Annotated in this window: 12 protein-coding genes; 5 read left to right on the top strand and 7 right to left on the bottom strand. The window is 33.6% G+C overall.

Annotated elements, in window-relative coordinates; translation table 11 throughout:
- Entirely contained in the window at positions 1–633 is a 633-nt protein-coding gene (locus AAEO59_RS01015) for a 4'-phosphopantetheinyl transferase family protein (RefSeq protein ID WP_341698956.1), read from the bottom strand.
- 278 nt (positions 634–911) lie between these two features.
- Here AAEO59_RS01015 and ahcY point away from each other — a divergent pair, with 278 nt between their 5' ends.
- From ahcY to AAEO59_RS01030, 3 genes are all read left to right on the top strand, one after another.
- Complete coding sequence (gene ahcY, locus AAEO59_RS01020) at positions 912–2,228, top strand: adenosylhomocysteinase (RefSeq protein ID WP_341698897.1); 1,317 nt, start codon at positions 912–914, stop codon at positions 2,226–2,228.
- Positions 2,229–2,317: 89 nt separating this feature from the next.
- Positions 2,318–2,935, top strand: a complete 618-nt coding sequence (locus AAEO59_RS01025; RefSeq protein WP_341698898.1) for a hypothetical protein — start codon at positions 2,318–2,320, stop codon at positions 2,933–2,935.
- A 114-nt stretch (positions 2,936–3,049) separates the two neighbouring features.
- Complete coding sequence (locus tag AAEO59_RS01030) at positions 3,050–5,887, top strand: outer membrane beta-barrel protein (protein ID WP_341698899.1); 2,838 nt, start codon at positions 3,050–3,052, stop codon at positions 5,885–5,887.
- A 375-nt stretch (positions 5,888–6,262) separates the two neighbouring features.
- On the opposite strand, the gene rpmA is transcribed toward AAEO59_RS01030, so the two are convergent.
- Together rpmA and rplU are read right to left on the bottom strand one after the other, a co-directional pair.
- Entirely contained in the window at positions 6,263–6,529 is a 267-nt protein-coding gene (gene rpmA, locus AAEO59_RS01035; protein WP_026712573.1) for a 50S ribosomal protein L27, read from the bottom strand.
- Between the two features lie 24 nt (positions 6,530–6,553).
- Positions 6,554–6,976 (bottom strand): 50S ribosomal protein L21, encoded by a 423-nt coding sequence (rplU, locus tag AAEO59_RS01040; protein ID WP_341698900.1) that lies wholly within the window; start codon positions 6,974–6,976, stop codon positions 6,554–6,556.
- A 245-nt stretch (positions 6,977–7,221) separates the two neighbouring features.
- Here rplU and AAEO59_RS01045 point away from each other — a divergent pair, with 245 nt between their 5' ends.
- Positions 7,222–8,547 (top strand): M16 family metallopeptidase, encoded by a 1,326-nt coding sequence (locus AAEO59_RS01045; RefSeq protein ID WP_341698901.1) that lies wholly within the window; start codon positions 7,222–7,224, stop codon positions 8,545–8,547.
- 12 nt (positions 8,548–8,559) lie between these two features.
- Positions 8,560–9,975, top strand: a complete 1,416-nt coding sequence (locus AAEO59_RS01050; protein ID WP_341698902.1) for a M16 family metallopeptidase — start codon at positions 8,560–8,562, stop codon at positions 9,973–9,975.
- A 69-nt stretch (positions 9,976–10,044) separates the two neighbouring features.
- Here the strand turns inward: AAEO59_RS01050 and AAEO59_RS01055 are convergent, their stop codons facing one another.
- Genes AAEO59_RS01055 through AAEO59_RS01070 form a run of 4 tightly spaced genes read right to left on the bottom strand, consistent with a single transcriptional unit; the run spans position 10,045 to position 13,246 of the window.
- The gene (locus tag AAEO59_RS01055) at positions 10,045–10,911 is read right to left on the bottom strand and encodes a DMT family transporter (protein ID WP_341698903.1); all 867 of its coding nucleotides are present in this window, start codon (positions 10,909–10,911) and stop codon (positions 10,045–10,047) included.
- Between the two features lies 1 nt (position 10,912).
- On the bottom strand, positions 10,913–11,494 hold the full coding sequence (gene gldD, locus AAEO59_RS01060; protein ID WP_341698904.1) for a gliding motility lipoprotein GldD: 582 nt from the start codon (positions 11,492–11,494) through the stop codon (positions 10,913–10,915).
- Positions 11,487–12,785 carry a gliding motility-associated protein GldE gene (locus AAEO59_RS01065; protein ID WP_341698905.1) on the bottom strand — a complete coding sequence of 433 codons (1,299 nt, stop codon included), beginning with the start codon at positions 12,783–12,785 and terminating at the stop codon, positions 11,487–11,489. The genes gldD and AAEO59_RS01065 overlap by 8 nt, the downstream gene beginning before the upstream one ends.
- Positions 12,786–12,808: 23 nt before the next feature.
- Positions 12,809–13,246: a single-stranded DNA-binding protein gene (locus AAEO59_RS01070; protein WP_341698906.1), complete on the bottom strand. Its 438-nt coding sequence runs from the start codon at positions 13,244–13,246 to the stop codon at positions 12,809–12,811.
- Position 13,247: the final 1 nt, after the last annotated feature.

Genomic DNA, 13,247 nt, shown 5'->3' on the forward strand with positions numbered 1-13,247 from the left:
TTAGTTTTCTAAAGCATAAACCAGCGTAAAACCTTCAAATTCTTCAAAGAAAATTTTAAATTGCTTTTCGGTCTTTGAAAAATAAAGTGTTGCTAAAGTTTCTGATTGATTCAAATCGAAATCATGGACTACAATATGATCTTTAAAACTGATTCCTTTTTCGTTTTGTATTTTAAAAATGGCTTCTTTGGCTCCCCAAATAACGGTTAGCTTTTTAATATATTCTGAAATTTGTTCCCGATTGAGATACTGAAACTCAGCATCACAAAATTTATCGGCAATGCGAATAATCTTTTCTCTTTGCAATTCGATGTCGATTCCCACAACCTCATCGCTAATAATAATGGATGAAAATTGATGCGAATGGGTAATTGAAATATGCTTTCCATCATGCAGATGTGGTTTTCCAAAAGCATCATAATACAAATCAAAATCGGTATAACCGGCTTCTTCCAATAATTTACGCACACTTAAGAATCCACGTTGGTGCATTTCGGATTTCATTCCGCTAATGCGTGCCTGACATATTGGATTTAAACGAACTTCCTGATACAATTGCTCGAAAGATTCGGTTATTTTCCAAATGTAAATTTGTGTGTGGCTGTTAAAATTTATTTTCTTGAATAAAGGCATTCTTTTGAGTTGTGAGTTATGAGTCCCGATAGCTATCGGGATGAGTTTTTCTTTCTTGACCAAGTTTATTTCTAGCCCTGACAGTAACGGCATCCTTTCCTGCCGGTGTTCGGCTGGAAAGATATAGTGAATGGCAGGATTAGCTTCTAAAAAGCATTCTTAAACTAAAGTTCTAACTATTAAGACCTTAAACAATTCATAAATATTATAGAAATTAGTTTAATTCTAAAGTTATTACGTAAATTTGCAAAAAATTTATAATTACAAATATACTATAAATGAGTACTACAACTACGCCTTATGTGGCTTACAAAGTAAAAGACATTTCTCTGGCAGCTTGGGGAAGAAAAGAAATTGAACTTGCTGAAGCTGAAATGCCAGGTTTGATGGCACTTCGCGCTGAATATAAAGATGAGCAACCTTTGAAAGGTGCTCGTATTGCAGGATGTTTACACATGACGATTCAAACTGCTGTTTTGATTGAAACTTTAATTGCATTAGGTGCTGAAGTTACTTGGTCTTCTTGTAACATTTTCTCTACTCAGGATCAGGCTGCTGCTGCAATTGCTGCTGCTGGAATTTCTGTATATGCTTGGAAAGGTTTAAATGAAGAAGAATTTGACTGGTGTATTGAGCAAACTTTATTCTTTGGCGAAGACAGAAAACCATTGAACATGATTCTTGATGACGGTGGAGATTTAACAAACATGGTTATCGATCGTTACCCTGAATTAGTTCCTGGAATTAAAGGTCTTTCTGAAGAAACTACAACTGGTGTTCACAGATTGTACGAAAGAGTAAAAGCGGGAACTTTACCAATGCCTGCAATCAACATTAACGATTCTGTTACTAAATCTAAATTTGATAACAAATACGGATGTAAAGAATCGGCTGTAGACGCTATTCGTCGTGCAACTGACTTAATGTTAGCTGGAAAAAGAGTGGTAGTTTGCGGATATGGTGACGTAGGAAAAGGAACTGCTGCTTCTTTTAGAGGTGCTGGTTCTATCGTAACAGTTACTGAAATCGATCCAATTTGTGCTTTACAAGCTGCAATGGACGGTTACGAAGTTAAAAAATTAGATACTGTAATTGGAAATGCTGACATCATCATTACAACTACTGGAAACAAAGATATCGTTGTGGGAAGCCACTTCGAAAAAATGAAAGACAAAACTGTTGTTTGTAACATTGGACACTTTGATAACGAAATTGACATGGCTTGGTTAAACAAAAACCACGGTGCTTCTAAAATCGAAATCAAACCTCAGGTTGACAAATATACTATCAACGGAAATGATATCATCATTTTAGCTGAAGGTCGTTTAGTAAACTTAGGTTGTGCTACAGGTCACCCAAGTTTTGTAATGTCTAACTCTTTCACCAACCAAACTTTGGCTCAAATCGAGTTATGGAATAACAGTGCTGCTTACAAAAACGAAGTGTACATGTTACCAAAACATTTAGATGAAAAAGTAGCTGCTTTACACTTGGCTAAATTAGGAGTTGAATTGGAAGTTTTACGTCCGGATCAGGCTGCTTACATTGGTGTGGAAGTTCAAGGACCATTCAAACCAGAATATTACAGATATTAGTATTAAGTTTTTAGTACTAAGTATTAAGATAGAACCCTTGCAGCAATGTGAGGGTTTTTTTATATATTTATATTTCAATACTTGAATCTATGAAAAAACTTACTCTACTCTTATTTTTAATTTGTTCCCAATTGTTTGGACAGAATATGTCTAAAGAAGAGTTTCAAAAAGATAGATTTAATTTAGGTATATCTTTCTTAACAAAAGGAGAAAATGAAAGAGCAATTAAATTGTTTAATCATGCTCTGCATATTATTACCGATAATAAATTAGGTCAAATTGCCTTTAAAAAATGCGACTCATTAAAACCTATTATTAGAAAAAAATTAAACCAAGACATAATCGGCAATTGGAAAAAAATACATAAAGGATCTAATTGGGGTATCCCGGACGAAAATGGTATAATTGGAGAAATGATTACAATAAATGAAAATGAAATTTTATTTTTCGAATTATATAAAAATGCAAAAGAATGGTGTTTAGTAAAAACAGAGCCCATTGTTTTTTGTAAAAAAGCAGAAGAAGGAAGCGAAATATACGATGTGACTTTCACGGAAATCACATTCAAAAACAAAGAAGTATGGCAATTTTATATTGAGGAAAAATCAGGTCTTCTAAAAACTTTTTTATTTGGACATGAATCAGACGATACTCTTTCTCAAATAATTTGTGGCGGTATTTCAGAAGAATATTTTAAACTAGAATAAAATAAGAAATTCATAGTCCAGCATCAACAATATTATTCATAAATATAAATTTTACACTTCTAATTAAACCTTTTTAATCATTTAGCATCTTACATTGACTTTAACCAATGTATTATGTATAAATATTTATCATTTTTGTTCTTATTGTGCTTTCCATTTTTTGCATCTGCTCAGGGTAGTTATATTTTAAAAGGAAAAGTACTCAACATCAACAATCAACTTCCTTTAGAATCAGCTACCGTATATGTTACAACAGTAAAAGACTCTACCGTTTTAGAATATACACTAACAGATAAAAATGGAGATTTCAATTTTGCAGTTAAAAAAAATGACAAACCTGTATTTCTGAAAGTTACCTATATGGGATTTGATACTTTCGCAGAAGAACAAAAAGGGATTACCTCAAATAAAGATTTCAACAACATTTACTTATCTGAATCAATAAACACACTTAACGAAGTTACTGTAAAAGGGGAAGATCCGCCTATTAGAATTAAAAACGACACTATAGAATTTAAAGCTTCCTTATTTAAAACACGCCCTGATGCTAACGTCGAAGCGCTCTTAAAACAACTTCCAGGAATAGAAGTGGATAGTGATGGAAAAATCACAGCCAATGGTAAAGAAGTAACACAGGTATTAGTAAACGGCAGACCTTTCTTTGGTCGTGACGGTCAAATGGCCTTAAAAAACCTACCTGCCGAAATTATCAACAAAGTTCAGGTTTCTGACTATAAAACCAAAAAAGAAGAATATTCCAAAGACCAGGCCGCATCCGACAATTCCAGCATAAACCTCACTATTGACGATGATAAGAACAAAGGTTTTTTTGGAAAGTTCCTTGCAGGCTATGGTTCGGATGAGCGATATGAGTCTAGCTTCATTGTAAACTCTTTTAATAATAACCGAAAAATAAGCATTTTAGGATCGGCTAATAATATCAATGCTCAGGGATTCTCTCAAGATGAAGTTTTTGATAATATGGGAGGCGGAAGAAACAACCGTGGAGGCAGTGTAAACAGAAGTCAGGCAAACGGAATTACAACCTCTAAATTAATCGGAGTTAATTATTCTGACGAATTAATTAAAGATTTTCAAACAAATGCTAATTATAATTTTTCGGAAGCAAACACTAAAAACGACAATCATTCTGATGCGACAGAATTAAGACCTGATGGAAATTCTTACCACACAGTTTCAAATTCAAAAACAAACAATAAAAATTCCAATAATTCTGCAAATGTTGAATTAGAATATAAAATTTCACCAACAATTCGTTTGTTTATTGCTCCAAAAATAAGTTCTTCAGTCTCTGAAAGCCATGCTGAAGGTGATACCAAGAGTGATAATTTAACTACTGGAAGGAAAGCCTATGATATTTTTTCAAATTCATCAAACAGAAATGAATCCAATACTTTCAGCAACGCCATCAACTTTAATAAATCTTTCGAAAAAAAAGCTAGAAATTTAAGTTTTGGATTTAACAATAACAATTCAAATTCTAATGCAAATAACTTTGTCGTATCAGGAACAAATTTTTACGATGGAGGCCCAGATGATTTGATCAAAGAAACAATATCAAGAAATCAAAACTCAAAAAACAAAAGTATTAGTGATTCTTATTCTGCTGAAATTGAATATACAGAACCAGTAACAGATTCCATTCGTTTCAAAATTGGAGTAGAATACAATTATCAAAACAACACTAACGACAATAAAACTTTTGACAATTCAGGAACGGAGGATGACCCTATCTACGATATTTTAAATATTAATCAAACAACTTACTTAAATTCGAAGCAAAATAGTATTGCTCCTAAAACTGGTATCCGCTTACTAAAAAACAATTTCACTATTGATCTTAATTCCTCTACTTCAATTTTACAATACGACAACTATGCGTTATTCAAAGGCGACCCAACTGAATTAAGCAAAAAATACGTATTACCAAACGGAAGTGCACAGATACGATATCGAGTAGATCGTTCTAAAAATTTTACATTTAGATACAACTACAACCAATCTTTACCATCTGCAAATCAGTTACTACCTATAGAAAACGTGTCAAATACCCTAAATACGGTAACCGGGAATCCAGATTTGACTCCTACAGAAACCCATAGTGCAAACATTAACTATCGAAATTTTGATTTCCGTACTCGTTCTGGATATAACTTATACCTTAATGCCAATTACAACAATAACGACATTATAAGAACATCCATTTATAATCCGGAAAACAATAGCCAAACATCCACTTATGCAAACATTTCAGGAAATTACTCATTTTCAGGAGGTGGTAGTTGGAATAAATCAATAAAACAAGAGTCTAATTTACTTCGATATGGAATCGCTTTAAACACAAGTTATTCTGTTGACAAAAATTCTACTAATAATATTTTATATAGTGGAGAATCATTTGGGTTTTCACCAAGAATTTATTTAAACTATGATTATGGCGAATTTTTCACCATAGCTCCTTCTTATAATTTTTCATACAGCCAAACTAAATACGACGTAAGTTCAATACGTTCCAGATCAAATTTAGTTCACAGACTGAACTTACAAACTACCAGCTACTGGCCAACTAATTGGATTTGGGGTAATGATTTTGGATACACATATAATTCTAATAATCCCGATTATTACTTATGGAACACAAGTTTATCTTATAGCTTCATGAACAAAACATTTGTTGCTAAAGTAAAAGTATACGACGTATTAAATCAAAACCAGAGTATCAGCAGAAACATATCCTCTACCGCAGTGACTGACGTTACAAATACGGTTTTGAAGAGATATACAATGTTTTCATTAACCTATAATATTAAAAACTTTGCAGGAAAAGCACCTAGCGGAAGAAATAGAACTATGGAAGGCATGAACCGCGGAGATCGCCCTGGTGGATTTGGTGGTGGTTTTGGTGGCGGTCGCCCTGGAATGATGGATTAATCAAACGTAATTATTAATTCAATTTAGACAACAAATCCCCTTGTTTTATTAAGCAAGGGGATTTGTTATTTAGGCCTAGCTCTGAAAAACGAATTCATTTCGACTTCCCTTAACCTAACAAAAAATCTTGACGGGAAAAATATTTCACGAAAACTCACAAAGCAAGCCACAGAGATACAGAAAATATTATTTTGAATAAAAATCTGCTTATATCTGCAAAATCTGCGTGCTATTTTCTATATTTTTTTCAATCTTAATCTATGATAATCCAACAAAATCCATTTTATCCGTGTTCCAATATTCATAACAGAACAAAACAAACACAAAAAACCCGTCCTGAATAAGAACGGGTTTAAAATAAATTGAGAAAATCAATTAAGCTTCTACTTCAAATGGAAGGATAGAAACATAAGATTTGTTATCTCTTTTCTTTTGGAACTTCACAATTCCGTCTACTTTTGCGTGTAGTGTGTGATCTTTACTGATGTAAACATTTTCACCTGGATTGTGTTTTGAACCTCTTTGTCTTACGATGATGTTCCCTGCGATAGCAGCTTGTCCACCAAAAATCTTAACACCTAAACGTTTCGATTCTGATTCTCTACCATTCTTAGAACTACCGACACCTTTCTTGTGAGCCATGATGTTTAAGTTTTAATATTGTTATTACTCTTGAGTATCTTCTTTTTTAGCTTTTGCTACTTTTTTCTTAGGAGCTTCAGCTGATTCTTCAGTTGCATCAACTGCTGCTTTTTTAGTAGCTGCTTTTTTAGCACCTGCCGCAGTAATACCCTCAATTACAATTTGAGTAAGATATTGTCTGTGACCATTTCTTTTTTTGTACCCTTTTCTTCTTTTCTTTTTGAAAACGATAACTTTGTCTCCTTTTAAGTGTTGTAACACTTTAGCTTCTACTGAAGCACCTTCTATAGCTGGGGCGCCTAAAGTTACATTTCCATTGTCATCTAACAAAAGAACTTTATCAAAAGAAACTTTTGATCCTTCTTCGTTAGCTAAACGGTGAACATAAACCTTTAAGTCTTTGCTTACTTTGAATTGTTGCCCTGCTATCTCTACGATTGCATACATACCAAATTGATTTATTGATTTTTAAGGATGCAAATATACAATTATTTTTTTACCACACAATCCTTAATTTTAAAAAAATAATTCCCCTTGCTTTTTGTTTATTCTCAAGGCTTTATAACCAAATTCAAAAACCATTTTTTGTGGTAAAAATGACTCAATCATACAATTGAAGCTAAAAAAAACTACTTTTGAAAAAAAACAATATTACACATTTAATATTGCAATCTTACTTTTACTAATCTTATATGAAAAAAACAATAATGGCAATTAGTTCTTCTCTTCTTCTGGGCGGCATAGCCACAGCCCAAAAAATTTCTTTTGAAGAATACGATTTAGACAATGGCCTTCATGTAATATTACATCAGGACAATAGCGCTCCCGTGGTGATTACTTCTGTAATGTACCATGTGGGCTCAAAAAATGAAAACCCAAACAAAACAGGTTTTGCTCATTTTTTTGAACACTTATTATTTGAAGGAACTCAAAACATCAAAAGAGGAGAATGGTTTAACATTGTTACCGCTAACGGCGGTGTAAACAACGCCAACACCTCTGACGACAGAACCTATTATTATGAAGTTTTTCCTTCTAACAATCTGGAATTAGCTTTATGGATGGAATCCGAAAGATTAATGCATCCTATTATTAACCAAGTTGGAGTTGACACTCAAAAGGAAGTTATCAAGGAAGAAAAGAATTCACGCTACGACAATCAACCTTATGGAAAAATAATAGAAGCCGTAAAGAAAAATCTTTTCATCAACCACCCTTACCGCTGGACAACCATTGGTTCTACCGAACATTTAAACTCAGCCAAACTGGAAGATTTCAAAGCTTTTAACGAAAAATTCTACATCCCTAATAATGCTGTCTTAGTTGTTGCAGGAGATTTTCAACAAAAACAAGCCAAAGAATGGATTCAAAACTATTTTGGACCAATTAAAAAAGGAGAAAAAATAGTTCGTGAAAATTTCACCGAAAAACCAATCACCGAAACTATCAAAGCCACTCACATCGATCCTAACATACAAATCCCGATGCTGGTAACTGCATACCGTACTCCTTCTATGAAAAACAGAGAAGCACGTGCTTTAGACTTTATATCATCCTACTTAAGTGACGGTAAAAGTTCCAAACTTTACAAAAAAATAGTAGACGACAAGAAAAAAGCCTTGCAAATTGGCGCAGTAGGATTTAACCAGGAAGACTATGGCATGTACATAATCTATGGTCTGCCAATGGCAGGATTCAACAATGAAGACTTATTAGGCGAAATTGACGAAGAAATTCTTAAAGTGCAAACCGATTTAATTTCTGAAAGAGATTATCAAAAAACACTAAATCAATTTGAAAATCAATATGTGAACGAAAACTCTAATGTAGAGGGAATTGCTGAAAATCTTGCCAAATACTATTTATTATTTGGTGACGTAAATTTAGTAAACAACGAAATTGAAATTTATCGTTCTATTACAAGAGAAGAAATCAGAGATGCTGCCAGAAAGTACCTCAACCCTAATCAGCGTTTGATTTTAGACTACATACCAACACCGCAAAAAAACGAAAATTAAGCTATTTTAACAATGAAAAAAATAAGCATATTATTCATCCTAATTATTGTTATCGCCAATATGCACGCACAAGAACGCAAACAACCACTTGCAGGAAAACCACCTGTTGTTAACATAAAAAAACCACTAAGCTTCACACTAGCTAACGGACTAAAAGTCATGGTGGTTGAAAACCATAAATTACCTAAAGTTACTTTTAACCTCACCATAGACAATCCACCATTTTTAGAAGGAAATAAAAAAGGAGTTGATGAACTATGCAGCAGTTTAATAGGTAACGGCAGCACTAAAATCTCTAAAGAAGACTTTAATGAAGAAGTAGATTTCATGGGAGCCAGTATGTCTTTTAGCTCAAGTAGCGCTTATGCCAGCTCACTTTCTAAATTCTCAAAAAGAACACTAGAACTTCTTTCATACGGCGCATTGGATCCAAAATTCTCTCAAGAAGAACTTGACAAAGAAAAAGCTAAAGCAACAGAAGGATTGCGCTCACAGGAAAAAAGCGTCTCTTCTATAGCCAGCAGAGTAGTCAATGCTCTTGCCTATGGTAAAAATCACCCTTCCGGAGAATTTACTACTGAAGAATCCATTGCTAATATTACATTAGAAGATGTCATCAGTAATTACAAAAGACGTTTTGTTCCTCAAAATGCTTATTTGGTAATTGTTGGCGATGTAAAATTCAACGAAATCAAACCAATTATAGAAAAACTTTTTGGTTCTTGGCAAAAAACAACCACTAACGATATCACCTATCCTGACCCAGAAAACGTAGCTTTGACTCAAATTAACTTCATTGATGTCCCAAATGCTGTTCAATCCGAAATTTCAGTGGTAAACACCTATAATTTAAAAATGAACCATAAGGATTTCTTTCCTGCGGTAATTGCCAGCTATATTTTAGGCGGAGGTTTTAACAGCTATCTCAATATGAATTTAAGAGAAGCTCACGGATGGACTTATGGTGCCAGCACAGGCATTGGAGCAGGGAAATACGTAACCAGTGTCCGCTCTTCTTCGGCTTTAAAAAACAATGTAACCGATAGTGCAACCGTAGAATTTATTAAAGAAATAAAAAGAATCCGAACCGAAAAAGTCGACACTCAAGCACTTGAAAATGCTAAGGCAGGATACATTGGCAGATTTGTAATGAAAGCCGAAAAACCGGAATCAGTTGCCCGATATGCTTTAAATACTGAAATCGAAGAACTTCCTGCTGATTTCTACGAAAATTACATTAAAAACGTAAATACTGTAAGCGCCGAAGATGTAATTGCAGCTGCCAATAAATATTTCCTGATTGAGAACAGCCGCATAATCATAGTAGGAAAAGGAAAAGACGTTATTCCTGGTTTAGAGAAACTCAATATTCCTATTTATTATTTTGATAAATATGGAAACCCTGTAGAAAAACCAACATTTCAATAAAGAAATAATTTAGATTTAAAATAGCCGCAGATTCGCAAAAATTATAACTCCGAATTTGCGGTAAAACAATTACTTCTTCGCGCTCAAATAAACACCAATAAGGATAATGAACGCACCAAAAAATTGAACGGGAGTCAATATTTCATTATCCAATAATCCCCAAAACAGCGCCACAACAGGAATTAAATAAGTTACCGATGCCGCAAAAACAGCCGAAGCAATGTGAATTAATTTAAAGAAAATAATATTGGCTATTCCCGTACCTAAAACTCCTAAAATCAGTATAAAACCAACCGCTTTTTGAGTTTTCACCAAATGAATTTGCTCCGGAAAACCTGAGAAAATCAGAATAAGAATCGCAGGAATCAACAGCACCACAAAATTCCCGGTCGTAATACTAATCGGACTCACATCTGACAAATGCTTCTTTATCAAATTCACATTGGTAGCATAACTAAAAGAAGCCATAATAATAAACAACGCATAATAGTAATTTTGCGAAGGATTATTTTGCGCACCATTATAAACTAAAAGCAAACTCCCCAAAAGACCAATAAGCAAACCTAAAAGTTGTTTTCGGCGAAAATCTACCCCAAAAAACAACACTCCAATTGCCAAAGCATTCAAAGGCGTCAAAGAATTCAAAATTGAAGTTACTGAACTATCTAACTCGGTTTGAGCTATCGCAAAGAGAAAAGCAGGAAAAAAAGTTCCGAAAAGAGCCGTTATAGCAATGTATTTCCATTTGAACTTTGGAATAAGTTTCAAACTTTTAAACCCAATAATTAAAAGGAAAAAAGAAGCAAAAATAATTCGCAATGAACCAAGCTGTATAGCCGACAGTCCAAGCAATCCTTTCTTTATTAAGATAAAAGAACTACCCCAAATTAAACAAAGAATAAAAAGATAAAACCACTTTAATTGTTTGGATTCCATATTATTTCCATTCCAATGTTTCCATCAAACGTTGCATATCATTTTTGATATAACTAGCTGCCGGCATGATGGAATCAAAATTAGGTTTTGCATAAAAATAAACCGAACCTGTTAAAAAATGTCTGGTGCTATCAGTGAGATAAAACTGTGAATTGGTGGCTGCATTTCCATCCACCTGATAAAACATACCATAGACTTTTTTCTCCGTGTTTAAATAAGGTTGCTCTAAAATATCATCGGCTTTGATAACGTGTTCAAAAGTCAGTTTTTGAGCATCTCGCAGCAACTTATTCAAATTGTTATTCACCGGTTTATAAGTCAAATAAATGGTTGCCTTCATCTTAGGATAGGTAATAGTAAAACCACAATCTTTTTCTCCTTTGATAATTGCCTTCGCATTCATCTCGAAAGCAAACGGACATTTATTTTCAAAATGCGCATATTCAGCCACCGGATAATCCAATCGCAAATAACCCGAAGGCTTTGGCAAAACTTCTTTTTTACAACTTGAAAACAACACTAAGCCCACAAAGACAAGCACTGCATAACAGTACTTCTTACAGGTATATTTTACATTAAACATTAATTGTTACTTTTATCTGTTTGATACGTTTTTTATCTACAACTTCAATAGTAAAGACATAATTCTCAAAGTTTATTTTTTGACCTTTGGCCGGGAAATTCCCCGAAATCTCTAAAATAAAACCTGCCAAGGTTTCTGCCTCTCCTTTTCTCTCTTCAAATAATCCTTCGTCGACATCCACAATACGATAAAAATCTTTCAAATTGATTTTTCCTTCAAAAAGAAAATTGCGTTCATCAATTTGTGAAAAATTAATATCCTCATCATCAAATTCATCACTAATATCTCCAACAATTTCTTCGATTACATCCTCTAAAGAAACCAATCCCGAAGTTCCGCCATACTCATCCACCACAATAGCCAAATGACTTTTCATAGACTGAAAATCTTTCAACAAATTGTCCAACTTTTTATTTTCGGGAACAAAAAACGGCTCTCTTATCAATATTGTCCAGTCAAAATCTTCTTTCTCTATATGAGGCAATAAATCTTTAATAAACAAAACTCCTTCAATCTGATCAATATTATCACGATAAACCGGAATTCGAGAATAGCCCTTATCTAAAATTTTAGGATAAACTTCCTGGAAAGATTCGGTGATTTCGAGCGCAAAAATATCAATTCTGGGACTCATAACCTGTTTTGTATCGGTATTTCCAAAAGAAACGATTCCTTCTAATATTTTTTGTTCATCAGTAGAAGTCTCATCAGTAGCGGTAAGTTCCAAAGCTTGCGACAATTGATCTACCGAAATATTTGTTTTTTGTTTTCCTAATTTATTATGCAAATATACCGTAGCCGATCGCATAGGAATACTTATTGGAGAAAGAAAATTATCCAAAAGTAAAATGGGATAAGCAACGCTTTTAGCAAATTTTACATTATTTCTACTGGCATAAACCTTTGGCATCACTTCACCAAAAAGCAATAAGAGAAATGTAACAACAATTACCTCTAATACAAATTTCAACAAAGGAGAAGTGATCGCTGCAAATAAATCAGAACCAATAAAAGAGAAAAGAATAACAACTCCTATATTAATAAAATTATTAGCTACAAGAAGTGTTGCTAAAAGCTTTTTGGGCTTTTGCAATAATTCGGAAAGAATTTTTCCTGTTGAAAGATTTTCCTGAAGGGTATCATCAAGATCTTTTTGTGAAAGCGAAAACAAGGCTACCTCGGCTCCGGAAACGACTGCTGAACAAAACAACAACACAAACATTCCGGCAAAGCCGAACAATAGATTCAAATCTACTGTATAAACAAAATTCAAACTGGGCTCCGGGTCCAAATTAAAAAAGATTAGTTAAACAATTAAAAAGGCAAATCATTAATAGGTAAGCCTTTATTTGGTGTATCAAAATTAGTGTTTTTTGAAGAATCAGGACTCTGAGATTGTTTGTTTTCAGTATCTTTTTTGGTTGTTAAAAAAGTAAATTCCGTCACTTGAATTTCAGTCGTATGTTTCATCGTTCCATCTTCTGCCTGCCACTGACGGGATTTAATCCTTCCTTCTACATAAATTTTATCTCCTTTTGACAAATATTTTTCACATATTTCAGCGGCCTTATTACGTACTACAAGATTATGCCATTCTGTTGAAACAATCTTTTCATTGGTCGTTTTGTTAATATACACTTCATTGGTTGCCAATTGAAATCTTCCGATACAATTACCTGCCTCAAAATAATGCATCTTAACATCATCACCCAGATGACCAATCAGCATAACCTTATTTAATGTTCCGTTCATA

This window comes from Flavobacterium flavipallidum, assembly GCF_038289905.1.
Classification (GTDB): domain Bacteria; phylum Bacteroidota; class Bacteroidia; order Flavobacteriales; family Flavobacteriaceae; genus Flavobacterium; species Flavobacterium flavipallidum.